A 24,456-nucleotide genomic window follows, 5' to 3' on the forward strand; every position below is an offset into this window, starting at 1 on the left:
GATGCTCCTTTGATCTCGGTGCGCATTATGGCGTAGCTGCCGTTATACGCACCGTGTGCATTGTTAGCAGATTTTTCCTGTGCCGCCAGCGATACAGCCTTTATGCCTACAGGCTGCGATGCCCCCATCGGGCAGAACGGCGGTTATAATGCGCGGCCTTTTGTGTCGGGCAACGTCTGATCGTTACTGTCAGCGGCGGCTTATTATTTTTCATCGCCTGGCAGTAATTGTTCGATTCCACGGGTCAACGGGATGCCTTTTGATCCAGGTAGCGGTGCTGGCCAGGCCGCTCAACCAGACTCGCCGGGCCTTATTCCCTGCGCCTGCGAGCCTGCTTTCACAATTTGTCAGGTGGTTTTATGGACAGCATCAACAGCCGCATCGCCGAGGAACTCGGTGTACGCCCACAACAGGTCGAAGCGGCCGTCGCGCTACTCGATGAAGGCTCCACGGTACCCTTCATCGCCCGCTACCGGAAAGAAGTGACCGGCAGCCTCGATGATATCCAGTTGCGGCACCTGGAAGAGCGTCTGCGCTACCTGCGAGAACTCGACGAACGGCGCATCAGCATCCTCGCCAGCATCGAAGAACAAGGCAAGCTGACCCCGCAACTTGAGCGTGACATCAAACTCGCCGACACCAAGACCCGCCTCGAAGACTTGTACCTGCCGTACAAGCAGAAGCGCCGCACCAAGGGCCAGATCGCCCTGGAAGCCGGCCTCGGCGAACTGGCCGACGGCCTGTTCAACGACCCAAGCCTGACGCCAGACACTGAAGCCGCACGCTTCGTCGACGCCGGAAAAGGCGTGGCTGACGTGAAAGCGGCCCTCGAGGGCGCCAAATACATCCTCATGGAACGCTTCGCCGAAGACGCCAACCTGCTTGAAAAACTGCGCAACTACCTGAAGCAGGAAGCCACCCTCAGTGCCCGCGTGATCGCTGGCAAGGAAGAGGAAGGCGCCAAGTTCCGCGATTACTTCGAACACGACGAACCGCTGAAAAGCATGCCGTCGCACCGTGCCCTGGCGATTTTCCGTGGTCGCAACGAAGGCATCCTCAGCTCCGCGCTGAAAGTCGGCGACGAACTGCCAGGCACCATGCATCCGTGCGAAGGCATGATCGGTCAGCAATTCGGCATCGCCAACCAGAACCGCCCGGCCGACAAATGGCTCGGTGAAGTGGTGCGCTGGACCTGGAAGGTCAAGCTCTACACCCATCTGGAAACCGACCTGCTCGGTGAGCTGCGTGACGGCGCCGAGACCGAGGCGATCAACGTCTTCGCTCACAACCTGCACGACTTGCTGCTGGCCGCTCCCGCCGGCCCACGCGCCACACTGGGCCTGGACCCGGGCCTGCGCACCGGCTGCAAGGTGGCGGTGGTCGACTCCACCGGCAAGCTGCTGGACCACGCCACGGTTTACCCGCACGTGCCACACAACAAGTGGGACCAGACCATCGCCGTGCTCGCGGCCCTGTGCGCCAAGCACTCGGTGGACCTGATCGCCATCGGCAACGGCACCGCCAGCCGTGAAACCGACAAACTCGCAGCTGACCTGATCAAAAAATACCCGGCGATGAAAATGACCAAGGTCATGGTCTCCGAAGCCGGCGCTTCGGTGTACTCGGCCTCGGAACTGGCGTCCAAGGAATTCCCGGACCTGGACGTGTCGATCCGTGGTGCGGTGTCGATTGCCCGTCGCTTGCAGGATCCGTTGGCTGAACTGGTGAAGATCGATCCGAAATCCATCGGTGTCGGCCAGTACCAGCACGACGTGTCGCAGCTGAAACTGGCGCGTGGCCTGGACGCTGTGGTCGAGGACTGCGTAAACGCCGTCGGCGTCGACGTCAACACCGCCTCCGTCGCGCTGCTGGCCCGCATCTCCGGCCTCAACGCGACCCTGGCGCAGAACATCGTGACCCACCGCGATGAGAACGGTGCGTTCAAAACCCGTGCTGCGTTGAAGAAAGTCGCCCGTCTCGGCGAAAAAACCTTCGAACAGGCGGCCGGCTTCCTGCGCGTGATGAACGGCGACAACCCGCTGGACTCGTCTGCGGTTCACCCGGAAGCCTATCCGCTGGTGCAACGCATCGCTGCTGAAACCGACCGCGACATTCGCTCGCTGATCGGCGACGCGAGCTTCCTCAAGCGTCTCGACCCGAAGAAGTACACCGACGAAACCTTCGGTCTGCCAACGGTCACCGACATCCTGCAAGAGCTGGAAAAACCGGGCCGCGACCCGCGTCCAGAGTTCAAGACCGCCGAGTTCCAGGAAGGCGTCGAAGACCTCAAGGACTTGCAGCTGGGAATGATCCTCGAAGGTGTGGTGACCAACGTGACCAACTTCGGTGCTTTCGTCGACATCGGCGTGCATCAGGACGGTTTGGTGCATATCTCCGCGCTTTCCGAGAAGTTCATCAAGGATCCGCGTGAAGCGGTGAAGGCTGGCGACGTGGTGAAGGTCAAGGTCATGGAAGTCGACATCCCGCGCAAACGCGTTGGCCTGTCGATGCGCATGAGTGACACCCCGGGCGAGAAGATCGACGGCGCTCGTGGCGCACGTCCGGGTTCGGCGCCACGTCAGTCTTCGAGCACCGCACCGCGTAAAGAAACCACGGCCGCGGCCCCGACCAACAACGCCATGGCCTCGCTGTTCGCCAATGCCAAGCAATTGAAGAAACGCTGATGGAGATCCCTGCGGGGTTGACCGAGAGCGCTTTTTTCAAGTTGCTGGGTTGCCGTTTGCACAGCCTTGAAGCCGGGGTGGCGCACGTCGCCCTGGCCCTTGAGCCGCAGCTGCGCAATCGCGGTGGCAAGCTGCACGGTGGGGCGCTGTTCAGCCTGGTGGACATTGCCATGGGGCTGGCCTGTTCCAGCACCCACGGCTTCGATCAACAGAGCGCGACCATCGAGTGCAAGATCAACTACATCCGCGCCGTGGCTGAGGGCGAGGTGATGTGCACGGCCCGGGTGATTCACCCGGGCCGGCGCACGCTGGTGGTCGAAGCCGATGTGATGCAAGGCGACAAACTGGTCGCAAAAGCACAAGGCACGTTCGCTGTCCTGTAGCTAGCGGTCATCAATTTGAGTTAATTTCGGCGCTGCGAAAGCTGCGCCGAAGTTTTCTGTGGGAGCGAGCCTGCTCGCGAAGGTGGGGTGTCAGGCAACTACAATGTTGAATGACACTCCCTCTTCGCGAGCAGGCTCGCTCCCACAGGGATTGCGGCGCTCAGTGCGGCTCCAAAACGAGGCGAAAACGCCAGTTTCAACTTCACCCTTGTAGACCGTCCTGCCCACCCCCATATTGGGGCGACTGACGCGTGAAGGAATCCAACTTGAGCGAACTTCTCAACCGCCGCCTGGCTCTGCTCGGCGAGCGCGCTAACCTCTCTCTGCTCGAACTGTGCCTGCACGGCATCGAGCGCGAATGCCTGCGCGTTACAGGCGAAGGTCGCCTGGCACAGACCCCGCACCCGGAAGCCCTGGGTTCAGCGCTGACCAACGAACAGATCACCACCGACTATTCCGAGTCGCTGCTGGAGTTCATCACGCCTGCGTTGGCCGATCCGGCAGACACGCTGGCGAGCCTGGACAAGATTCACCGTTTTGCCTACAGCAAGCTCGGCAACGAGTACCTGTGGAGTCCATCGATGCCGTGCCCGTTGCCGGCCGAGGAAGATATCCCGATCGCCTATTACGGCACCTCCAACATCGGTCAGCTCAAGTACGTCTACCGCAAGGGCCTGGCCCTGCGTTACGGCAAGACCATGCAGTGCATCGCCGGGATTCACTACAACTTTTCCCTGCCGGAAAAGCTCTGGCCGCTGCTCAAAGAAGCTGAAGGCTTTGTCGGCACCGACCGCGACTATCAGTCGTCGGCCTATATCGCGCAGATTCGCAACTTCCGCCGTTACAGCTGGTTGTTGATGTACCTGTTCGGCTCTTCGCCAGCGCTGGACGCCGGCTTCCTGCGCGGTCGTTCCCATCAACTGGAACAATTTGACGCCGAAACGCTGTATCTGCCGTACGCCACCAGCCTGCGCATGAGCGATCTGGGTTACCAGAGCAACGCGCAAGCCGGGCTGACGCCGTGCTACAACGACTTGAACAGCTATACCGACAGCCTGCGCAAAGCGGTGGCCACGCCTTACGCGCCGTACGTCGAAATCGGCACGCACCAGGACGGTGAGTGGGTTCAGCTCAACACCAACATCCTGCAGATCGAAAACGAGTACTACTCCAACATCCGCCCGAAACGCGTGACCTACACCGGCGAGCGGCCGATCCAGGCGCTGATGGCCCGTGGCATCCAGTACGTCGAAGTGCGCCTGCTGGACATCAACCCGTTCCTGCCGATGGGCATCGACCTGCAGGAAGCGCGGTTCCTCGACGCGTTCCTGCTGTATTGCGCACTGAACGAAAGCCCGCTGCTGACCGCCAACACCTGCGGCAACGCTACCTCGAACTTCCTCAGCGTAGTCAAGGAAGGTCGCCGTCCGGGCCTGCAACTGCAACGGGACGGCCAGTCGGTAGACATGAAAGAGTGGGCCAGCGAATTGCTGGAAAAAATCGCCCCGTTGGCCGCGTTGCTCGACCAGAGCCACGGTGGTGACGCCCACTGCAAGGCCCTCGATGCTCAACTGGCGAAAATCAAGGACACGTCCCTGACCCCTTCCGCCCAGGTGCTGGCGGCAATGACCGAACACAAGGAGAGCTTCAGCCAGTTCTCCCTGCGCCAAAGCCAGGCGCACGCCGAATTCTTCCGCAGCGAACCGCTGGCGGCTGACGAACAGGCGAAGTTTGAAGAACTGGCGCGCTCGTCGCTGACTCAGCAAACCGAGCTTGAGCAGCATGAAGTCGGCGATTTCGACGTGTTTGTCGGGTCGTATCAGGCGAGCATTCTGGCGATCAGTAACTAAATCGGAAGGTCCTTCGGACCTTATCGCGAGCAGGCTCGCTCCCACAGGATTCAGTGGTACCCACACAATTGTGGTCACACTGAAAATCCAATGTGGGAGCGAGCCTGCTCGCGATGACCGCGCAGCGGTCGCTGTTAGCGTTTTCCGCTCATAAGCTAATTCTAAAAAGTTATTTATTTTCGAATTCTTAGATCATTTAGTCTCATCACTCGCCGAAACCCCGGCCGCCTGATGAGGACTTTCATGATGAAACTGCACTTCCCTCTACGCCTCCTGGCGGCCGCTTCTCTGGCTGCAGCGAGCTTTTTCGCTCAGGCGGCAGACGTCACCGTCGCCTACCAGACCACCGTCGACCCGGCAAAAGTCGCCCAGGCCGATGGCAGTTACGAAACAGCCACCCACGCCAAGATCGACTGGCGCAAATTCGACAACGGTGCCGACATCATCGCCGCCATCGCCTCCGGCGACGTGCAGATTGGCTACCTCGGTTCCAGCCCGCTGACCGCTGCGATCACCCGCAAGGTTCCGGTCGAAACCTTCCTCATTGCCACCCAGATCGGCGCCGCCGAAGCGCTGGTCGCCCGCGACGGTTCCGGGATCAAAACCCCGCAGGACCTGATCGGCAAGAAAATCGCCGTACCGTTCGTGTCCACCGGTCACTACAGCCTGCTCGCCGCACTCAAGCACTGGAACATCGACCCGTCGAAAGTACAGATCCTCAACCTCGCACCACCGGCGATCATTGCCGCGTGGAAACGCGGTGACATCGACGCCACTTACGTTTGGGACCCGGCACTGGGTGTGGCCAAGGAAAATGGCAAGGTGTTGATCACTTCCGGCGAACTGGCCAGGTTCGGCGCGCCGACCTTCGATGCGTGGATCGTGCGCAAGGATTTCGCCGAGAAGCACCCGGAAATCGTCACTGCCTTCGCCAAAGTCACTCTCGACGCCTACGCCAACTACCGCAAAGACCCACAAGCCTGGCTGGCCGATAAGGGCAATGTCGACAAACTGGTGAAACTCTCCGGCGCCAAGGCCAGCGACATTCCATTGCTGCTGCAAGGCAACGTCTACCCGCTGGCGGCTGATCAGGTGCTCACCCTCGGCGCACCGACCACCAAGGCCATCACCGACACCGCCACGTTCCTCAAGGAACAAGGCAAGGTCGACGCCGTGCTGCCGGACTACGCCCCTTACGTCAGCGCCAAATTCATCACTAACTGATCGGAGTACATCGCGATGGCCTTGCTTGAGCTGGAGCGCATCAGCGCACAGTACCCCGGCGCTTTTGAGCCTGTATTGGCGGACATTTCCCTGAGCCTTGGGCCCCGGCAATTGCTGGTCGCCCTCGGCCCGTCCGGCAGTGGCAAGACCTCGCTGTTGAACCTGATCGCCGGTTTCGTCGAACCCAGCGCCGGGCGCATCACCCTCGATGGTGTGCCGGTCAAAGGCCCGGGCGCCGAGCGTGGCGTGGTGTTCCAGGACGACGCGTTGCTGCCCTGGCAGGACGTGTTGGCCAACGTCGGTTTCGGTCTGGAACTGGCCGGTGTGCCGCGTGATAAACGTGAGATCCGCGCTCGGGAAATGCTCGCATTGGTGGACCTCGCCGGTTTCGATTCGCGGCGCATCTGGCAACTGTCGGGCGGTCAGAAGCAGCGCGTCGGCCTGGCCCGTGCGCTCGCCGCCGACCCGCGCCTGTTGCTGATGGACGAACCGTTCGGCGCCCTTGACGCCTTCACCCGCGAACAGATGCAGGAGTTGCTGCTGCAAGTCTGGCGGCGCACCGCCAAACCGGTATTGCTGATTACCCATGACATTGAAGAAGCGGTGTTCCTGGCCACAGACCTGATTCTGTTGGCGCCGAACCCAGGGCAAATCGTCGAGCATCTGAGCCTGGATTTCGGTCAGCGTTACGCGGCCGGTGAACCGGCTCGGGCGATCAAATCCGACCCGCGCTTTATCGAAACCCGCGAACACGTCCTTGCCCGTGTGTTCTCCCAACGGCAGGAGCACGCCTGATGAGCAGCTTTGAAATCCCCGCCGCCACGGCCATACCGGCGGCCGGCCCCTCGACGGTGATCCCCCTCCGTCACAGCCTCAGCACCCGCTGGATCAGCCTGTTGACGCTGTTTGCGCTGCTCGGTCTCTGGTGGGCGGTGACCGCCAGTGGCCTGATCGAGCCGTTGTTCCTGCCGCCGCCCTCAGCCGTGCTGCAAAAAGGCTGGCTGCTGGCGACCACCGGTTACATGGACTCGACCCTCTGGCAGCATCTTGGCGCAAGCCTGAGCCGCATCGGCCTGGGTCTGGGCTTCGCTGTTTTGACTGCCGTGCCGGTCGGTATCGCCATCGGCCATAACCGCATCGCACGCGGCATTCTCGATCCGCTGATCGAGTTCTACCGCCCTATCCCGCCGTTGGCCTATCTACCTTTGATCGTGATTTGGTGCGGCATCGGTGAACTGTCCAAGGTGTTGCTGATTTACCTGGCGATCTTCGCCCCGATCGCCATCGCCACCGCGACTGGCGTACGCACCGTCGACCCGGCCAAGTTGCGCGCCGCGCAGTCGTTGGGCGCCACTCGGGCCCAACTGATTCGCCATGTAATTTTGCCAAGCGCCTTGCCGGACATTCTGACCGGTGTGCGCATTGGTCTTGGCGTGGGCTGGTCGACCCTGGTGGCTGCCGAGTTGATCGCCGCCACCAGCGGTCTGGGCTTCATGGTGCAGTCGGCTGCGCAATTTCTGGTCACTGATGTGGTGGTGCTGGGGATTCTGGTGATCGCGCTGATCGCCTTCGCCATGGAAATGAGCCTGCGCGCCCTGCAACGCAAACTGGTGCCGTGGCATGGCCAGGCTCACTGAGTATTCATGTGGGAGCGGGCTTGCTCGCTCCCACAGTCGACACCCCGGATTGAAGAGAAAGCCATGAGCAGCCTGACCATCACCCCACTCAGCAGCGCCCTCGGCGCGCAGATCAGCGGCGTCGATATCTCCCAGCCGCTGAACGTCGAACAACGTGACGCCATCGAGCAAGCGCTACTCAAGCATCAAGTGCTGTTCTTTCGCGAGCAGCCGATCAACCCGCAGCAACAAGCACGCTTTGCGGCGAGTTTCGGCGACCTGCACATTCATCCGATTTACCCGAACGTGCCGGAACAGCCGCAGGTACTGATCCTCGACACGGCCGAAACCGACGTGCGCGACAACGCGGTGTGGCACACCGACGTGACCTTCCTGCCGACCCCGGCCCTCGGCGCGGTGCTTAGCGCCAAGCTGTTGCCGGAGTTTGGTGGCGACACCTTGTGGGCCAGCGGCATTGCGGCATACGAGGCCCTCTCAATACCTCTGCAAAACCTGCTGCAAGGCCTGACCGCGACCCACGACTTCGTCAAATCCTTCCCCCTGGAGCGCTTCGGCACCACGCCTGAAGCCTTGGCCCAATGGGAAGAAGCCCGCAAGAAGAATCCGCCACTGTCGCACCCGGTGATCCGCACGCATCCGGTGAGCGGGCGCAAGTCGTTGTTCGTCAACGAAGGCTTCACTACCCGTATCAACGAACTCTCGGAAACCGAAAGCGAAGCGATTTTGAAGTTGTTGTTCGCCCATGCTACCCGGCCGGAATTTACGATTCGCTGGCGTTGGCAGGAAAACGACGTGGCGTTCTGGGATAACCGCGTGACCCAGCATTTTGCCGTGGATGATTACCGGCCAGCGCGGCGAGTGATGCACCGGGCGACGGTGTTGGGGGATGTGCCGTTTTACAGGTAAACACCCAGCTTCTTTGCTGACAGATAGGGCCCCATCGCGAGCAGGCTCGCGAAAGCGGTCTGACGAGCGCCAGAAGATCTGGCGCCGAACACTTACTCCGCCGTCGAAGGCTTCTCCCACAAGTTGATCCCGCCTTCCTGGGCAAACCGGTCAATCTCCGCCAGTTCCTCAACGCTGAAGCTCAAATTCTTCAGCGCCCCTACGTTCTCGATGATCTGCTCCGGGCGGCTGGCGCCGATCAGCGCCGAGGTCACCCGTGGATCGCGCAGAGTCCAGGCCAGGGCCATTTGCGCCAGGCTTTGGCCACGACGTTTGGCGATTTCGTTAAGGCCGCGCACAAGGGCAATGTTGGCATCGGACAGGTGCGAGGCTTGCAGCGAGCCACCACCCGGACGATTGACCCGCGCGTCAGCCGGCACGCCGTTTAGGTACTTGTCAGTCAGCAGGCCTTGAGCCAACGGAGTGAAGGCAATCACACCCGCGCCGAGCTCGTCGGTAGTGTCCAGCAGGTCTTTTTCCACCCATCGGTTGAGCAGGTTGTAAGCCGGTTGGTGGATGAGCAACGGGACTTTCCACTCTTTCAATAGCGCTGCCATTTCACGGGTTTTCGCCCCGGAATAGGACGAAATGCCGATGTACAACGCCTTGCCCTGCTGCACCGCTGTGGCCAGTGCGCTGGCAGTTTCTTCCAGTGGTGTGTCCGGGTCGAAGCGGTGGGAATAGAAGATGTCCACGTAGTCGACGCCCAGGCGTTGCAGGCTCTGGTCGAGGCTGGCCAGCACGTATTTGCGTGAGCCACCGCCCTGGCCGTAAGGGCCGGGCCACATGTCCCAACCCGCCTTGCTGGAGATGATCAGTTCATCGCGATACGGCTTGAAATCTTCGCGCAGCAAACGGCCGAAGTTGATCTCGGCGCTGCCGTACGGCGGGCCGTAGTTGTTGGCCAGGTCGAAGTGGTTGATGCCCAGGTCGAAGGCGGTACGCAGCAACGCTCGCTGGGTATCGATCGGCGTGCTGTCACCGAAGTTGTGCCACAGGCCCAGGGACAGTGCCGGCAGCACCAGCCCGCTGCGACCGACGCGGCGGTAAGGGATGGAGTCGTAACGATCAGCAGCAGCGGTGTAAGTCATCGAACCCTCTCTTGTTTTGAACGACGAAGTCGTCAGCGTTGCCCAGCATACGCCTAGACAACATATTCAAAACGGGGGGTCGACTAAATGCTGAAACGTTTCACATAATTTTACTCGGCGCCTGCGCAAACACTTCCGCCACCCAATCCACAAACACCCGCACCCGTGGCGACATGTGTCGGTTGTGCGGGTACAGCACGGAAACCGGCATCGGTGGCGGCGGTGTGTCGATCAACACCTCTTGCACTAACCCTTGGGAAATCTGCTCGGCCATGCGGTAGTGCGGGCATTGGATCAGCCCCAGCCCGGCAACCGCCGACGCTGCATAAATTTCTGCGCCGAACACCGACAGCGCGCCGTCGATGGCGACTTCCTTGAGCTCGCCATCGACCATGAATTCGAACGGGAACAGCTTGGCGGTGGTGCGCGAGACGTAGTTCACCGCGCGATGGTGAGTCAGGTCCGCCAGATTTTTCGGTTCACCGTATTTACGCAGGTAGGCCGGGCTGGCGCAGGTGATCTGGCGCAAAGTTGCGACACGCCGCCCAATCAACGCCGAGTCCCCCAACGTGCCGGCGCGCAGCACGCAATCCACTCCCTCGGCGATCAAGTCGACAAAGCGGTCCGCCTCGCTGATGGACAACTCGATCTGCGGGTAGCGCGCCATGAATTGCGGCAATGCCGGAATCACGAAGTACTTGGCCAAGGTGCCGTGTAAATCGACCCGCAACCGCCCTTTCGGCGCCACTGTCCGGAAGGCCTGTTCAGCCTCCTCCAACTCTGCCAGCAACTGCACACAACGCAGGTAATACGCCTCGCCGTCGAGCGTAGGACGGACGCGTCGCGTGCTGCGCTCCAGCAATCGGGTACCGAGCCAGGCTTCGAACTGGTTGAGGGTGTGGGTCAGGGTGGCGCGGGGCAGGTTCAAGTCATCGGCGGCGAGCGTGAAGCTGCTGCGCTCGTAGATCCGCACGAAAACCTTCATCGCTTTGACTTGATCCACGGGGTGCTCCTGGCACTCGATTGTTGGCGATTATTGAACAGTCAAGGCAACTCTCGTGCATTTATCGCCATGAGTAAACAGGTGAATCTAGCTCCACACCCCGCCAACAACCTCAAAGGAAACACCGCCATGACTACTCAAACATCGAAAGTTGCCATCGTGACCGGCGCCTCCCGCGGCATCGGTGCCGTGATCGCCAAACAACTCGCCTGCGAAGGTTTCGCCGTCGCCATCAACTACACCAGCAGCGCCAATGAAGCATCAAAATTGGTCGTCGAGCTGCGCCAGGCCGGACATCAAGCCATAGCGATCAAGGCCGACGTGTCCAACGCAGCCGACGTACGCCGGATGTTCGACGAAACCGAAGCGCAACTGGGCAAAGTCGATGTGCTGGTGAACAACGCCGGGATTCTCAAGGTGTTGCCGCTGGCACAGCACAGTGACGAGCTGTTCGAGCAGACGTTCGCCATCAACACCCGTGGCACCTTCAACACCCTGCGCGAAGCCGCGACCCGCCTGAATGCCGGTGGCCGCATCGTCAACTTTTCCAGCAGCACCGTGGCCATGAACCTGCCCGGCTACTCGGTGTATATCGCCAGCAAAGCGGCGGTGGAATCCTTCACCCAGGTGTTCGCCAAGGAACTGCGCGGTCGCAACATCACGGTCAATGCGGTGGCCCCAGGTCCAGTCGCCACTGAATTGTTCCTGCATGGCAAAAGCGAAGAGCAGATCCAGACCTTCGCCAAGATGCCGCCGCTGGAACGCCTCGGTCAGCCGGAAGACATCGCCAACGTGATTTCCTTTCTGGTCAGCCCGGCTGCCGCGTGGGTCAACGGGCAAATCCTGCGTGCCAATGGCGGGTTGGTTTAAGCGCCATTCTTCTGAACGACGCCTATGCTCGGTATGACGAACACCGGCTCAGGAGCACACCAACATGCACACCACCATCATCATCACCTTCGGCCTGGTCCTGCTGGCGCTGATGCTGTTCATCGGTCAGAAGCTCGGTTTCAGTCGGCAGACCCTGACCTACAGCTTCGTCGTCCTGTGGTTGGCACTGACGGTGATCAACGGTGCCATTGGCTTGATCACCGCCGGGCAACCGCTGACCTCCGAGCTGATGGTGGGCTTCATGGTGTTCGGTGTACCGGTGGCCGCTCTGGTCTTGTTCATGACGCTGAACACTTGATGCCAAAAGAGGCCTGAGCGCCACCGGGTCTCGGTCAGCGCACCAGATGCAAAAACTGCATGTGCCGCTCGTACTGGTCAAGGATGTCGTTGATGATTTGCTCCTTGGTGTAGCCCATCAAGTCGTAGTCCTGGCTGCCTTCGCTCAAGTGCACTTCAGCGCGGTAGTAGCGGCGATTGCGCAGCTCCTTCGGTCCCATCCCGCTACGGGCGAAGGACGGTGTGAAGTAACCGCGCATTTGCGCCTGATAGATGAACGAATGCTGATCGCCGTGACCGATTTCCAGGCTGACGCTGTCGTTGGCCGGGTCCGGTTGAGCGAGCACGTTCACCCCCTTCTCGACAAACACCGCCGTCACTTCTTCAATCGCCGGACGCACCGTCGTGTCGAGGAAACGGTACACCTCGTCACGCGACGGAAAGTGCACGGCCTGGCTCAAGCGCTGACGCCAGCCACCCTTGCCGCGCCGCGATGCCGAGACCGGCGCCAACGAATGCAACTGGGCGATCTGCTTCTGCGATTCGAGGTAGAACGCCTTGTGCAGCCCCCACATCATCAGCAGCAAAATCATCGAAAACGGCAACGAGGTCAGCACCACCGCTGACTTCAACGAGTCGATGCTGCCAGCGAACAACAGCGCACTGGTCACCAGTGCGGTCATCGCGCCCCAAAACACTCGCAGCCATTTCGGTCCGTCTTCATCGGCGTTACCGCCCTTGGCGGACAGCGTCGAGAGCACCACTGTGCCGGAGTCGGCCGAGGTGACGAAGAACACGAAGCTGATGAACACCGTCATGGCGATCACCGTTTTGCTCCACGGGTAGGTTTCCAGCAGCAGATAGAGGGTCATCGACGGGTTGTCGATGGCCGACAGGCCGAGGGCGCTCATGCCGTGGTTGAGTACTTGGTCGATGGCGCTGTTACCGAAGATCGACATCCACGCCAGGGTGAAACCGAGCGGAATCAGCAGCACGCCGAAGACGAATTCGCGGATGGTCCGGCCACGGGAAATACGGGCGATGAACAGGCCCACGAACGGCGACCATGCGATCCACCACGCCCAATAGAACACCGTCCAGCCGCCCAGCCAGTCGTTGGGTTTGTCGTAGGCGTAAAGGTCGAAACTCTTCATCGGCAAGGCGCCGAGGTAGTCGCCCAGGTTCTGGATCAGGGTGTTGAGCAGGTGCTGGGTGGGACCGGCGAACAGCACAAACAGCAACAGCGCGCAGGCCAGCAGCATGTTGATGTCGGACATTACCCGCACGCCTTTATCGACGCCGGCGACGGCGACAATGATCGCTGCGCCCATCATCAGCGTGATCAGGCCGACCTGAATCCATTGGGTGTGGGCAATGCCGAACAAGTAGTCGAGGCCAGAGTTGAGGTGCAACACGCCGAAGCCCATGTCAGCGCCCAGACCGAACACCGTGGCGATGATGCCGAAACCATCCACCGCGTAACCGATCGGGCCGTTGATGCGTTTGCCGATCAGTGGATACAACGCCGAGCGCAGGGCCAGCGGCAGGTTATGCCGGTAAGCGAAGTAGGCCAGCGCCATGCCGACAAAAGCGAATACGCCCCAACCATGCAGGCCCCAATGCAGAAACAGTATCTGCATCGCCTGGCGCGCTGCATCGGCTGTGCCGGCTTCACCCTGGGGCGGTTGCAGCATGTGCGTCAGCGGTTCGGACACACAGAAGAAAAACAGCGTGATGCTGATTCCGGCGGCGAACAGCATGCCGGCCCAGGACAGGTAACTGAATTCGGGCTCGTCGTGGTCGGCACCGAGCTTGATCTTGCCGTAGCCAGACAAGGCGGTGACCACCACGAAGACCAGATACAGAGTCATCGCCAGCATGTAGTACCAGCCGACCGTGTTGGCCGCCCAGTTTTGCGCCGCCAGCAGCCAGGCGCCGGACTGTTGCGGGAAGGCGATGACCACCAGGCCGAACAGTAAAATGAAGGTCGCCGCGAAGTAGAACACCGGCGGGTTCATGCGGATTTGACCGCTTGGAGGGGTGAATGATGCACTCATGGAAGGTGCACCTCGAGGGGGTAAAACGTGGCTGTCAGTAACAGACTCAGCAAAGGCTAGCCTCCTGTTGTGAGCGGGCAGCGAACCACCGGTTTAACTTGAATGAACGTTCAAGTTAAACATGGATGGGCTGTGAGGACTAATCGCAAGGCTCGGCGGTGCGTCTGTGGCGAGGGAGCTTGCTCCCGCTGGGACGCGCAGCGTCCCTAAAAACTCAGAAGCTGACGACTGCTTCGCAGCCGAGCGGGAGCAAGCTCCCTCGCCACCAAAATGAGTGCCTTCACGCTAGCTCAAGGAGGGTATGACGGGAACGATTATAAGGCTCAGCCTTACTTCTGCGTCCCATCATCATGCTGCAAATTAGCCTGGGTCAGGTTGCAACCAGCCGGCACGCTGCGGGTCAGCCAGACGTTGCCGCCGATCGTCGAGCCCTTGCCGATGGTGATCCGTCCAAGAATGGTCGCGCCGGCATAGATCACCACATCGTCTTCAACGATTGGATGGCGCGGATGGCCCTTCTGCAACTGGCCGTCTTCGTCGGCCGGGAAGCGTTTTGCACCGAGGGTCACGGCCTGGTAGATGCGCACCCGCTCGCCGATGATCGCAGTCTCGCCGATCACCACACCCGTTCCGTGGTCGATAAAGAAACTACGGCCAATCTGCGCGCCCGGGTGAATGTCGATACCGGTGGCCGAGTGGGCAATTTCCGCACTGATCCGCGCCAGCAACGGCAGCCCGGCGCGGTACAAATGGTGGGCCAGGCGATGGTGAATCACCGCCAGAATCCCCGGATAGCACAGCAACACTTCATCGACGCTGCGTGCTGCCGGGTCGCCGTGATAGGCCGCCAGCACATCGGAATCCAGCAGGCTGCGCAGGCCCGGCAAGGCCAGGGCGAAATCCTGGACCAGGCTGATCGCCCGCGCCTCGACTTCGGTATCGACCTGGGCACTTTGCCGCGCGACATAGCGCAGTTCCAACCGCGCCTGCGCCAACAACGCGTTCAGCGCCACATCCAGCGTATGCCCGACGTAGAAATCTTCGCTCTCTTCACGCAAGTCCACCGGGCCCAGGCGCATCGGGAACAGCGCACCACAGAGTGCTTCGAGAATATCTGCCATTGCTGCACGCGACGGCAGCTCGCGCCCACCCTGCTCGCCGCTGATACGACCGTTCTGTGCACGCCACTGGTCGCGGGCAGTACGCAGTTGGCTGACGATGGTCTGTAATTGCCAATGGCTGGAACGCTGGCTCACGGTAAACACTCCTCACGTGCTGCGGCCGGACGTTCTGGCCGCCTGAACGGCGTTCACTTTACGGTATGCGCTCAAAACGCAATTAAGAACGAATTGTGCTGTTCTCAGCACTTTTTGGCATAAGCGAAGTTGGCGGTTGCCCGAGTAAATCGGCCTGCCTATAGTCCAGTGACATTCTTCGACCCGTGCGACCCCATGATCAAACAACAGCTTGCTCGTTTTAATCGTCTGGACCTCCTCACCCATGCCACCGCGCTGGAAAAGCTCGAACGCTTGTCGGCCTGGCTAGGGCGCGATGTCTACGTCAAACGTGACGACCTGACACCGTTGGCCATGGGCGGCAACAAGCTGCGCAAACTCGAATACCTCGCCGCCGACGCCCTCGCGCAAGGCGCCGACACACTGATCACCGCAGGCGCAATCCAGTCCAACCATGTGCGCCAGACAGCCGCCCTCGCTGCCAGACTGGGCCTGGGTTGCGTCGCCTTGCTGGAGAATCCGATCGGTACCAATGACAGCAATTACCTGGGTAACGGCAATCGGCTGCTGCTGGATCTGTTTGATGCCAAGGTTGAGCTGGTGGACAACCTCGACAACGCCGACCAACAGTTGCAAGCCTTGGCCGAGCGTCAGCGCAGCAACGGCAAGAAACCCTATCTGGTGCCGATTGGCGGCTCCAACGCCTTGGGTGCGCTGGGCTATGTACGCGCCGGGCTGGAGCTGGCCGGGCAGATCGAAGATAGCGGTCTGGAGTTTGCCGCGGTGGTGTTGGCGTCGGGCAGCGCCGGGACACACAGCGGTCTGGCGTTGGCATTGAGCGAAGTACTGCCGAACTTGCCGGTGATCGGTGTCACCGTTTCGCGCAACGACGAAGACCAGCGACCGAAAGTTCAGGGCCTGGCCGAGCGCACCGCCGAACTGTTGGGCGTGAGCCTGCCGAAGAGCTTCAAGGTTCAATTGTGGGACGAATATTTCGCCCCGCGCTACGGCGAGCCAAATGCTGGCACCCTGGCTGCCGTCAAGTTGCTGGCCAGCCAGGAAGGTCTGTTGCTCGACCCGGTCTACACCGGCAAGGCCATGGCCGGCCTGCTAGATGGTGTTGGACGGCAACGCTTCAACGACGGGCCGATCATCTTCCTGCACACCGGCGGCGCACCGGCGTTGTTTGCGTACAACTCGGCGTTTTGAATCTGCCGGGAAAAGGTCTTCTGTGGCGAGGGAGCTTGCTCCCGCTGGGATGCGAAGCGTCCCCAAAACCCGCGACCCGCTTCTTGCAGATCCACCGCGTTGTAGGGATTTGCGGTTGCTGCGCCCGAGCGCGGACCGACCGGCGGGAGCAAGCTCCCTCGCCACAGGGATTGCACTCAAACCTTATATTCCAATAACGAATAACAAAGTGAATTTATATTATTTTCCTATCTAAAAGCCTCGTCATATAGTCCCGCCGCAGGCGCAATTGCCGCGAGACGCATACGCTGCTTTTAGGGCACGATGTCGCAGCCGTTCAATTCCCGGTTTTGCCTGCTTCTCCAAAAAAACGTCTTCATAAGAAAACACAGGGGCTAGTCATGAATTTTTCCGCGTTTCGTCGAAATCTGCTGGTGGGCTCGCTGGGCCTGGTACTCGGTGCTGGCCTGTTGGGGCAAGCGGTGGCCGGTGAGCAGCTGCAAAAAATCAAGGACGCCGGCGTGATCAACGTCGGTCTGGAAGGCACTTACCCACCGTTCAGTTTCGTCGATGCCGACGGCAAACTGGCCGGCTTCGAAGTGGAGTTCTCCGAAGCCCTGGCCAAAGAGCTGGGCGTGAAGGTCAAACTGCAACCGACCAAATGGGACGGCATCCTCGCAGCGCTGGAATCCAAGCGTCTGGACGCAGTGATCAACCAGGTGACCATCTCGGACGAGCGCAAGAAAAAGTACGATTTCTCTGAGCCGTATACCGTTTCCGGGATTCAGGCGCTGACCCTGACCAAGAACAAAGATACTATCAAGACCGCCGCCGACCTGGCCGGCAAGAAAGTCGGCGTAGGCCTGGGCACCAATTACGAGCAATGGGTCAAGGACAACGTTCCAAAAGCCATCATCAAGACCTATGACGATGATCCGACCAAATTCCAGGACCTGCGTGTCGGCCGTATCGACGCCATTCTGATCGACCGCCTCGCCGCACTGGAATACGCCAAAAAGGCCAAGGATACTGCCGCCGCCGGCGAAGCGTTCTCCCGTCAGGAAGCCGGCATTGCGCTGCGCAAAGGCGAGCCTGAACTGCTGGCTGCAGTGAACAAGGCCATCGACAAGCTGCGTGCCGACGGTACGCTGAAAAAGCTTTCGGAAAAATACTTCAGCGCTGACGTCACTCAATAATGGAAGAAGCTTTCCAACTCGCACTGGATTCCGCGCCCTTTCTGCTCAAGGGCGCGTATTTCACGGTCATCCTCAGCCTGGGCGGGATGTTCTTTGGTCTGTTGCTGGGGTTTGGCCTGGCCTTGATGCGCCTGTCGCGCTTCAAGCTGGTGAGCTGGATCGCTCGCGTCTACGTGTCGTTCTTTCGCGGCACGCCGTTGCTGGTGCAACTGTTCGTGATCTATTACGGCTTGCCGCAATTGGGTATCGAACTTGATCCGCTGCCGGCAGCCTTGATCGGCTTCTCGCTGAACATGGCCGCCTACGCCTGCGAAATCCTCCGTGCCGCGATCAGTTCCATCGAACGCGGCCAGTGGGAAGCCGCTGCCAGTATCGGCATGACCCGTGCGCAAACCCTGCGCCGGGCCATCCTGCCGCAAGCCGCACGCACGGCGCTGCCGCCACTGGGCAACAGCTTCATTTCGCTGGTCAAGGACACCGCGCTGGCGGCCACCATTCAGGTGCCGGAGCTGTTCCGTCAGGCACAGCTGATCACCGCTCGCACCTTCGAAATTTTCACCATGTATCTTGCCGCCGCACTGATCTACTGGATTCTTGCAACGGTGCTTTCGCACCTGCAAAACCAGTTGGAAGAGCGGGTCAATCGGCACGACCAGGAGTCCTGACCCCATGATTGTCGTGGAAAAACTGACAAAGCAGTTCAAGGGTCAAGTGGTGCTCAATGGCATCGATCTAAAGGTTGAAGAAGGCGAGGTGGTGGCGATCATCGGCCCTAGCGGCTCGGGCAAGACCACCTTCCTGCGATGCCTGAATTTTCTTGAAGAGCCCACCAGCGGCAGGATCAAGGTCGGCGACATCGAAATCGATGGCAGCCGCCCGCTGAACCAGCAGCAGAGCCTGGTGCGCCGTTTGCGCCAGCACGTCGGTTTCGTGTTTCAGAACTTCAACCTGTTCCCCCACCGCACGGCGTTGGAAAACGTCATCGAAGGCCCCTTGGTGGTGAAGAAGATCCCAAGGGATCAAGCGTTGGCGCTGGGTCGCAAACTGCTGGCCAAGGTCGGCCTGGCGGGCAAGGAAGACGCTTATCCGCGCAGGCTGTCCGGTGGGCAGCAACAGCGCGTGGCGATTGCCCGGGCGCTGGCCATGGAGCCGGAAGTGATCCTCTTCGACGAGCCAACCTCGGCGCTCGATCCGGAACTGGTCGGCGAAGTGCTGGCGACCATTCGTGGTCTGGCCGAAGAAAAACGCACCATGGTCATCGTCACCCACGAAATGGGCTTCGCCCGTGACGTGGCCAACCGGGTGGTGTTTTTCGACAAGGGCGTCATCGTCGAACAGGGCGAAGCGAAGGCGTTGTTCGCCCATCCAAAAGAAGAACGAACCCGGCAATTCCTCAGCAAGTTTCTCAACGCCTGAGGCGCTGCATAAAACCAGACGCACATTAACAACTGTCAACTTCCACGGATGGAAGAGACACTAAGCGTCATACCTGACTGAAATAACCCTTCACTCATCCGCTTTCAGCGTTACTTAATCCGCCCTACCAAGAGCGGTATATAGATACCTCCTGCAACAACCTCCTGTCGCGTAACCTCCAGCACGCTTTGCTCGCCCAAAAGCCATAAAGCTCAAGAAACACTGGCTCACATATCGCAAACACCTCAGAAAAAGTCAGACAGCATGTCCATCAATCACTGATGGTGAGTAGGAAACATCTGAATAGCCCGGCATTCCAAAGTTCTCAACTTTCGTCTATTGACACTCTATCGACCACTCTCTTATCTAGACACCCACAGGCACTTCACACGGCCTGAATAGACTTAACGACCCACTGCCAAACATCGAACAACCTGAATTGTTATTGAACTAATGCCTTCGACACTTTCGAAATGGACTTCGCTGCGATGTTTCAAGGAGAACACTCATGACTTGTCTGTCGAACAAAGTTGCACTGGCGGCTCCCCATCTGACGCAGTCGCTCGGATCGGCCATCAACATCACCTCCGCCGCTCACCTGCTAATCGAAATACCACCCTATGCCGGCATGGACGAAGGTGACCTGATCGAACTGTTCTGGGACAACTGCTATGTGGCTTCCAGGGTGCTCACCCGTACAGATATCGGCCAGCCACTCACCCTGCGGGTTCCGGAGAGTTTTATCCGCAATGGCAGCTCGCGTATCCACTACCGGCTCATGCAAGTCGGAAGAGACCCGGCGCTGTCCGCGGCGAAACGGGTTCAGGTCAAACTCGACTGCCCGGGCGGTCAGCCACACACCCTGTGCACAGATGAAAACCAGCGCCTGGAACCCTTGGGCATTCCCGAGATGATCCGCCGTCACGGGGTCAACCCGAACCAGATCAAACGCGGCGTACCGCTGACCATCGAACCCTATCTGAACATGGCGGCTGACGATGAAATCACCCTGCGCTGGGGCGACGTGCGCATGGACCTGCCCAAGGTCAAACCGAGCGACGTCGGCCAACCGATCAACGTCTGGGTGCCACCGGCGGTGATTCTCGAAGCCGGCGAAGACCATCGACTGGAAGTGACCTACTGCATCCTCGACCGGGTGGGTAACAACTCACGCTGGGCACCGGCACGCACCTTGAAAATCGGCGGCGCCAATCCTTACCTGAAAGTGCCACCCAAAGAGCCACGGCAATAAGGGGGCTTGCTGTGGCGAGGGAGCTAGCTCCCTCGCCACAAAGTCCGCGCTCGCTACGGCAGGCCTTCTATGCATATTCCTAAACGTTAGTTTATTAATTTTTAATACACGATTAGGGTATATGAACCGGACCACCGGACATTCTTGATTTTGATTTCGCCGCACGATGCGGCTTATCCATGAGATGTGAGGTAGGTATGGTCAGGAACAAAATCACCCCGGTGCAGATCGCCAGGGCATTGCGTGCAGCCAAGGAGCGGCGCTGATGTCTAATCTGGCAGATGCAAACGTCCAGAGTGATCTGGACATTCCCCCGCTGTTGTTGCCCGCGCAGGTTTTAAGCAACGACGCACAAGCCCTCGAAGCCGCCCGTGAACTCGCTCAGGTCGCCCGCCTGCAAGCCGCGCGACGCGATCAACAGCGCAAATTGCCGTGGGCAGAGATCGAACACTTCACCCGCAGTGGCCTGGGCAGTATTGCTATCGACAAAGCGTTCGGTGGCCCCGGTGTTTCATTCGTCACCCTCGCCGAAGTCTTCGCGATCATTTCTGCAGCCGACCCGGCGCTGGGACAAATCCCGCAGAACCAGTTCGGCATTCTCAACCTGCTCCAGCACACCGCCAACGAGCGGCAGAAAAAGCAGCTGTTCCAGAGCGTGCTCGACGGCTGGCGGATCGGCAACGCGGGGCCAGAACGCGGTACGAAAAACACCCTGGAACTCAAAGCCCGAATCACCGCCGACGGTGACGGTTACCTCATCAATGGTCAGAAGTTTTACTCCACGGGCGCACTGTTCGCTCACTGGATCGCGGTCAAGGCACTGAACGACGACGGCAAGCAAGTCATCGCCTTCGTCCGCCGCGGCACCCCGGGGCTGCGCATCGTCGACGACTGGTCGGGTTTCGGCCAACGCACCACCGCCAGCGGTACTGTGCTGCTGAACAACGTGCGGGTCGACGCCGACCTGGTGGTGGAAAACTGGCGGATCAACGACAGCCCGAACATCCAGGGCGCTGTGTCACAGCTGATTCAAGCGGCCATCGACGCCGGCATTGCACGCGGCGCCATCGACGATGCCATCAGCTTTGTTCGCGAACGCGCACGGCCATGGATCGATGCCAAGGTCGAACGCGCCAGCGATGACCTTTACGTGATTGCCGACATCGGCAAACTGAAAATCGAACTGCACGCCGCCGAAGCACTGTTGCGCAAGGCCGGGCAGATCCTCGATCAAGTCAGTGCCGCACCGGTCACCGCCAAGTCCGCCGCCCGCGCTTCGATTGCCGTCGCCGAAGCCAAGGTGCTGACCACCGAGATCTCGCTGTTGGCCAGCGAAAAACTCTTCGAACTGGCCGGCAGCCGCGCCACCCTCGCCGAATTCAACCTCGACCGCCACTGGCGCAACGCACGCGTGCACACCCTTCACGATCCGGTGCGTTGGAAGTACCACGCGGTGGGCACCTATCACCTGAACGGCACCTTGCCTTCACGGCATTCCTGGATCTGAACGACCAGAACACTTTTGACCAGATCTCTGGAGAAACACATGACTCTTTCTCACCCCGTCGCGGTCATCACCAGCGATGAACAAGCCCTCGTCGTCGCCAGCGATCTGGCCGAAGACTTCAAACGCGACAGCGCCCTGCGCGACCGTGAACGACGCCTGCCCTACCCCGAACTGGAAGTCTTTTCGCGCTCAGGTCTGTGGGGCATCAGCGTGCCCAGGGAATTCGGCGGCGCAGGCGTTTCCAACGTCACCCTGGCCAAAGTCATCGCGCTGATCGCCCAGGCCGACGGTTCGCTGGGGCAGATCCCGCAGAACCATTTTTATGCCCTCGAAGTGCTGCGCGTGAACGGTACGCCCGAGCAGCAAAAGCGCCTGTACGCTGAAGTCCTCGCCGGTCAGCGCTTCGGCAATGCACTGGCCGAACTCGGGACCAAAACCGCTCACGACCGGGTCACTAGCCTGACGAAAGAGGGCGACGGCTTTCGTATCAACGGCCGCAAGTTCTACTCCACCGGGGCGATCTACGCGCAACGGATTCCGACCACGGTGGTCGATGAGCACGGCGTCCAACAACTGGCCTTCGTCCCGCGCGACAGCCAGGGCCTGACGGTGATCGACGACTGGAGCGGCTTCGGCCAGCGCACCACCGGCAGCGGTTCGGTGGTGTTTGAAGATGTCTACGTTTCGGCTGATGACGTGATCCCGTTTCAAAGCGCCTTCGAACGTCCAACCCCGGTCGGGCCACTGGCGCAGATTCTCCATGCGGCCATCGACACCGGCATCGCTCGCGCCGCCTATGAAGACGCGCTGCATTTCGTGCGGACCAAAACCCGGCCGTGGATCGATTCCGGTAACGACAAGGCCACCGAAGACCCGCTGACGATCAAGAGCTTCGGCCACCTGAGCATTCGCCTGCACGCGACGGAAGCACTGCTCGAACGCGCAGGAGAATTTCTCGATCGCGCCCAGGCCGACACCAACGCCGAAACCATCGCAGCGGCCTCGATTGCCGTGGCCGAAGCGCGTGCCATCAGTACGGAAATCTCCCTGGCGGCCGGCAGCACGCTGTTCGAACTGGCCGGCAGCCAGGCCACCCTGGCCGAACACGGCCTGGACCGTCATTGGCGCAACGCCCGCGTGCACACCCTGCACGACCCGGTGCGCTGGAAGTATCACGCGGTGGGCAACTACTACCTCAACAATGAAAACCCGCCACTGCGGGGGACGATTTGATGGGTACGCCTGCGAAACCGAAAAAAAAGATCCTGCTCAATGCCTTCAACATGAACTGCATCGGGCACATCAACCACGGTCTGTGGACCCACCCACGGGACAACTCGACCCAATACAAGAGCGTCGAATACTGGACCGAGCTGGCGCAGTTGCTGGAGCGCGGGCTGTTTGACGGGCTGTTCATTGCCGACATCGTCGGGGTGTACGACGTGTACCAGCACTCGATCGATGTGCCGCTCAAGGAGTCGATCCAGTTGCCGGTCAACGACCCGTTGCTGCTGGTGTCGGCCATGGCCGCCGTGACTCGAAACCTTGGTTTCGGTCTGACTGCCAACCTGACGTATGAGCCGCCGTACCTGTTCGCCCGGCGTCTGTCGACACTCGATCACCTGAGCCGTGGCCGGGTCGGCTGGAACATCGTCACCGGCTACCTCGACAGCGCCGCCAAGGCCATGGGCCTCAGCGAACAGGTCGAACATGACCGGCGTTACGACCAAGCCGATGAGTACCTTGAGGTGCTGTACAAACTCTGGGAAGGCAGTTGGGAAAACGACGCAGTGATCAATGATCGCGAGCAGCGGGTCTACGCCCAACCGAGCAAAGTGCACAAGGTCGAGCACCACGGCGAGTTCTATCAGGTCGAGGGTTATCACCTCTGCGAGCCTTCACCACAGCGCACACCCGTGCTGTTCCAGGCCGGTAGCTCGGAGCGTGGCCTGGTGTTCGCCGGGCAACACGCCGAGTGCGTGTTCATCAGCGGCCAGAACAAGGCTTCGACCAAGGTGCAGGTGGACAAGGTGCGTGCCAGCGCCGCTCGTGCAGGTCGCAACCCGCACGACATCAAGGTCTTCATGGGCTTGAACGTGATCGTCGGTGCCAGCGAAGAACTGGCCTGGGCCAAGCACGCCGAGTACCTGAGCTACGCCAGCGCCGAGGCCGGGGTGGCGCATTTTTCCGCGTCGACCGGGATCGACTTTTCCGAGTACGAACTCGACGAGCCGATCCAGTACGTGAAAAGCAACGCCATCCAGTCCGCCACCAAAAACCTGCAAAACAACGATTGGACCCGGCGCAAGTTGCTGGAGCAACACGCCTTGGGCGGACGCTACATCACCGTGGTCGGCTCGCCCGGGCAGGTCGCCGATGAACTGGAATCCTGGATCGCTGAAACCGGCCTGGACGGCTTCAACCTGACCCGCATCGTTACCCCGGAAAGCTATGTCGACTTCATCGACCTGGTGATTCCCGAGTTGCAACGGCGCGGGTCTTACAAGACTGCTTACGACGAGGGCACCTTGCGCGAAAAGCTGTTTCACGCAGAGGCGCATTTGCCCGAGCAACACACGGGCTCGGTATTCCGCCGCTAAAAGCATCGCGAGCAGGCTCGC

Annotated in this window: 21 protein-coding genes; 17 read left to right on the forward strand and 4 right to left on the reverse strand. The window is 60.3% G+C overall.

Annotation, left to right across the window (positions count from 1 at the left end; genetic code table 11):
* Positions 1–359 precede the first annotated feature (359 nt).
* The 7 genes from NTD87_RS20825 (at position 360) to tauD (ending at position 8,684) form a co-directional block, all read left to right on the forward strand.
* The gene (locus NTD87_RS20825; RefSeq protein ID WP_262116070.1) at positions 360–2,684 is read left to right on the forward strand and encodes a Tex family protein; all 2,325 of its coding nucleotides are present in this window, start codon (positions 360–362) and stop codon (positions 2,682–2,684) included.
* Positions 2,684–3,067 carry a PaaI family thioesterase gene (locus NTD87_RS20830; RefSeq protein WP_262116071.1) on the forward strand — a complete coding sequence of 128 codons (384 nt, stop codon included), beginning with the start codon at positions 2,684–2,686 and terminating at the stop codon, positions 3,065–3,067. Before NTD87_RS20825 ends, NTD87_RS20830 begins: the two co-directional genes overlap by 1 nt.
* Positions 3,068–3,333: 266 nt before the next feature.
* On the forward strand, positions 3,334–4,917 hold the full coding sequence (gene gshA, locus NTD87_RS20835) for a glutamate--cysteine ligase (RefSeq protein ID WP_262116072.1): 1,584 nt from the start codon (positions 3,334–3,336) through the stop codon (positions 4,915–4,917).
* A 246-nt stretch (positions 4,918–5,163) separates the two neighbouring features.
* The gene (tauA, locus tag NTD87_RS20840) at positions 5,164–6,141 is read left to right on the forward strand and encodes a taurine ABC transporter substrate-binding protein (RefSeq protein WP_262116110.1); all 978 of its coding nucleotides are present in this window, start codon (positions 5,164–5,166) and stop codon (positions 6,139–6,141) included.
* A 15-nt stretch (positions 6,142–6,156) separates the two neighbouring features.
* Positions 6,157–6,936: a taurine ABC transporter ATP-binding subunit gene (gene tauB, locus NTD87_RS20845; protein WP_262116073.1), complete on the forward strand. Its 780-nt coding sequence runs from the start codon at positions 6,157–6,159 to the stop codon at positions 6,934–6,936.
* Entirely contained in the window at positions 6,936–7,778 is an 843-nt protein-coding gene (tauC, locus tag NTD87_RS20850; protein ID WP_262116074.1) for a taurine ABC transporter permease TauC, read from the forward strand. The genes tauB and tauC overlap by 1 nt, the downstream gene beginning before the upstream one ends.
* A 63-nt stretch (positions 7,779–7,841) precedes the next feature.
* Positions 7,842–8,684 (forward strand): taurine dioxygenase, encoded by an 843-nt coding sequence (tauD, locus tag NTD87_RS20855; protein WP_262116075.1) that lies wholly within the window; start codon positions 7,842–7,844, stop codon positions 8,682–8,684.
* A gap of 92 nt (positions 8,685–8,776) precedes the next feature.
* Here the strand turns inward: tauD and mgrA are convergent, their stop codons facing one another.
* Together mgrA and NTD87_RS20865 are read right to left on the reverse strand one after the other, a co-directional pair.
* Entirely contained in the window at positions 8,777–9,814 is a 1,038-nt protein-coding gene (mgrA, locus tag NTD87_RS20860; RefSeq protein ID WP_262116076.1) for an L-glyceraldehyde 3-phosphate reductase, read from the reverse strand.
* Between the two features lie 100 nt (positions 9,815–9,914).
* Positions 9,915–10,817 (reverse strand): LysR family transcriptional regulator, encoded by a 903-nt coding sequence (locus NTD87_RS20865; RefSeq protein WP_262116077.1) that lies wholly within the window; start codon positions 10,815–10,817, stop codon positions 9,915–9,917.
* Between the two features lie 129 nt (positions 10,818–10,946).
* Here NTD87_RS20865 and NTD87_RS20870 point away from each other — a divergent pair, with 129 nt between their 5' ends.
* Both NTD87_RS20870 and NTD87_RS20875 read left to right on the forward strand, forming a co-directional pair.
* Positions 10,947–11,687, forward strand: a complete 741-nt coding sequence (locus NTD87_RS20870; RefSeq protein ID WP_262116078.1) for an SDR family oxidoreductase — start codon at positions 10,947–10,949, stop codon at positions 11,685–11,687.
* Between the two features lie 64 nt (positions 11,688–11,751).
* Entirely contained in the window at positions 11,752–12,006 is a 255-nt protein-coding gene (locus tag NTD87_RS20875; RefSeq protein WP_262116079.1) for a hypothetical protein, read from the forward strand.
* 34 nt (positions 12,007–12,040) lie between these two features.
* Here NTD87_RS20875 and betT read toward each other — a convergent pair whose 3' ends face one another.
* Together betT and epsC are read right to left on the reverse strand one after the other, a co-directional pair.
* Positions 12,041–14,002, reverse strand: a complete 1,962-nt coding sequence (gene betT / locus NTD87_RS20880; protein WP_262116111.1) for a choline transporter BetT — start codon at positions 14,000–14,002, stop codon at positions 12,041–12,043.
* A gap of 368 nt (positions 14,003–14,370) precedes the next feature.
* Entirely contained in the window at positions 14,371–15,297 is a 927-nt protein-coding gene (gene epsC, locus NTD87_RS20885; protein ID WP_262116080.1) for a serine O-acetyltransferase EpsC, read from the reverse strand.
* A gap of 195 nt (positions 15,298–15,492) precedes the next feature.
* On the opposite strand from epsC, the gene NTD87_RS20890 reads away from it, so the two are divergent.
* The 8 genes from NTD87_RS20890 (at position 15,493) to NTD87_RS20925 (ending at position 24,435) form a co-directional block, all read left to right on the forward strand.
* Complete coding sequence (locus NTD87_RS20890) at positions 15,493–16,485, forward strand: D-cysteine desulfhydrase (protein WP_262116081.1); 993 nt, start codon at positions 15,493–15,495, stop codon at positions 16,483–16,485.
* A gap of 380 nt (positions 16,486–16,865) precedes the next feature.
* Positions 16,866–17,660, forward strand: coding sequence for a cystine ABC transporter substrate-binding protein (tcyJ, locus tag NTD87_RS20895; protein WP_262116082.1), 795 nt, complete (start codon positions 16,866–16,868; stop codon positions 17,658–17,660).
* Positions 17,660–18,325 (forward strand): cystine ABC transporter permease, encoded by a 666-nt coding sequence (gene tcyL / locus NTD87_RS20900; RefSeq protein WP_262116083.1) that lies wholly within the window; start codon positions 17,660–17,662, stop codon positions 18,323–18,325. The genes tcyJ and tcyL overlap by 1 nt, the downstream gene beginning before the upstream one ends.
* A 4-nt stretch (positions 18,326–18,329) precedes the next feature.
* Entirely contained in the window at positions 18,330–19,076 is a 747-nt protein-coding gene (gene tcyN / locus NTD87_RS20905) for an L-cystine ABC transporter ATP-binding protein TcyN (protein ID WP_262116084.1), read from the forward strand.
* A 508-nt stretch (positions 19,077–19,584) separates the two neighbouring features.
* On the forward strand, positions 19,585–20,328 hold the full coding sequence (locus tag NTD87_RS20910) for a hypothetical protein (protein ID WP_262116085.1): 744 nt from the start codon (positions 19,585–19,587) through the stop codon (positions 20,326–20,328).
* A 265-nt stretch (positions 20,329–20,593) separates the two neighbouring features.
* Complete coding sequence (locus NTD87_RS20915) at positions 20,594–21,835, forward strand: SfnB family sulfur acquisition oxidoreductase (protein WP_262116086.1); 1,242 nt, start codon at positions 20,594–20,596, stop codon at positions 21,833–21,835.
* A gap of 39 nt (positions 21,836–21,874) precedes the next feature.
* Positions 21,875–23,068: an SfnB family sulfur acquisition oxidoreductase gene (locus NTD87_RS20920; RefSeq protein WP_262116087.1), complete on the forward strand. Its 1,194-nt coding sequence runs from the start codon at positions 21,875–21,877 to the stop codon at positions 23,066–23,068.
* Entirely contained in the window at positions 23,068–24,435 is a 1,368-nt protein-coding gene (locus tag NTD87_RS20925) for an LLM class flavin-dependent oxidoreductase (protein WP_262116088.1), read from the forward strand. Before NTD87_RS20920 ends, NTD87_RS20925 begins: the two co-directional genes overlap by 1 nt.
* Positions 24,436–24,456: the final 21 nt, after the last annotated feature.

The sequence above is a fragment of the Pseudomonas sp. 6D_7.1_Bac1 genome (genome assembly GCF_025465945.1).
Taxonomy (GTDB): Bacteria; Pseudomonadota; Gammaproteobacteria; order Pseudomonadales; family Pseudomonadaceae; genus Aquipseudomonas.

Excerpts from the sequence above, each read along its gene's own strand:
- tcyN (WP_262116084.1), top strand. The coding sequence starts at position 18,330 with ATGATTGTCGTGGAAAAACTGACAAAGCAGTTCAAGGGTCAAGTGGTG.
- tauA (WP_262116110.1), top strand. The coding sequence starts at position 5,164 with ATGAAACTGCACTTCCCTCTACGCCTCCTGGCGGCCGCTTCTCTGGCT.
- NTD87_RS20870 (WP_262116078.1), top strand. The coding sequence starts at position 10,947 with ATGACTACTCAAACATCGAAAGTTGCCATCGTGACCGGCGCCTCCCGC.
- tauB (WP_262116073.1), top strand. The coding sequence starts at position 6,157 with ATGGCCTTGCTTGAGCTGGAGCGCATCAGCGCACAGTACCCCGGCGCT.
- NTD87_RS20915 (WP_262116086.1), top strand. The coding sequence starts at position 20,594 with ATGTCTAATCTGGCAGATGCAAACGTCCAGAGTGATCTGGACATTCCC.
- NTD87_RS20890 (WP_262116081.1), top strand. The coding sequence starts at position 15,493 with ATGATCAAACAACAGCTTGCTCGTTTTAATCGTCTGGACCTCCTCACC.
- tcyL (WP_262116083.1), top strand. The coding sequence starts at position 17,660 with ATGGAAGAAGCTTTCCAACTCGCACTGGATTCCGCGCCCTTTCTGCTC.
- betT (WP_262116111.1), bottom strand. The coding sequence starts at position 14,002 with ATGAACCCGCCGGTGTTCTACTTCGCGGCGACCTTCATTTTACTGTTC.
- NTD87_RS20825 (WP_262116070.1), top strand. The coding sequence starts at position 360 with ATGGACAGCATCAACAGCCGCATCGCCGAGGAACTCGGTGTACGCCCA.
- NTD87_RS20925 (WP_262116088.1), top strand. The coding sequence starts at position 23,068 with ATGGGTACGCCTGCGAAACCGAAAAAAAAGATCCTGCTCAATGCCTTC.
- mgrA (WP_262116076.1), bottom strand. The coding sequence starts at position 9,814 with ATGACTTACACCGCTGCTGCTGATCGTTACGACTCCATCCCTTACCGC.
- tauD (WP_262116075.1), top strand. The coding sequence starts at position 7,842 with ATGAGCAGCCTGACCATCACCCCACTCAGCAGCGCCCTCGGCGCGCAG.
- tauC (WP_262116074.1), top strand. The coding sequence starts at position 6,936 with ATGAGCAGCTTTGAAATCCCCGCCGCCACGGCCATACCGGCGGCCGGC.
- NTD87_RS20910 (WP_262116085.1), top strand. The coding sequence starts at position 19,585 with ATGACTTGTCTGTCGAACAAAGTTGCACTGGCGGCTCCCCATCTGACG.
- NTD87_RS20920 (WP_262116087.1), top strand. The coding sequence starts at position 21,875 with ATGACTCTTTCTCACCCCGTCGCGGTCATCACCAGCGATGAACAAGCC.
- NTD87_RS20830 (WP_262116071.1), top strand. The coding sequence starts at position 2,684 with ATGGAGATCCCTGCGGGGTTGACCGAGAGCGCTTTTTTCAAGTTGCTG.
- NTD87_RS20875 (WP_262116079.1), top strand. The coding sequence starts at position 11,752 with ATGCACACCACCATCATCATCACCTTCGGCCTGGTCCTGCTGGCGCTG.
- tcyJ (WP_262116082.1), top strand. The coding sequence starts at position 16,866 with ATGAATTTTTCCGCGTTTCGTCGAAATCTGCTGGTGGGCTCGCTGGGC.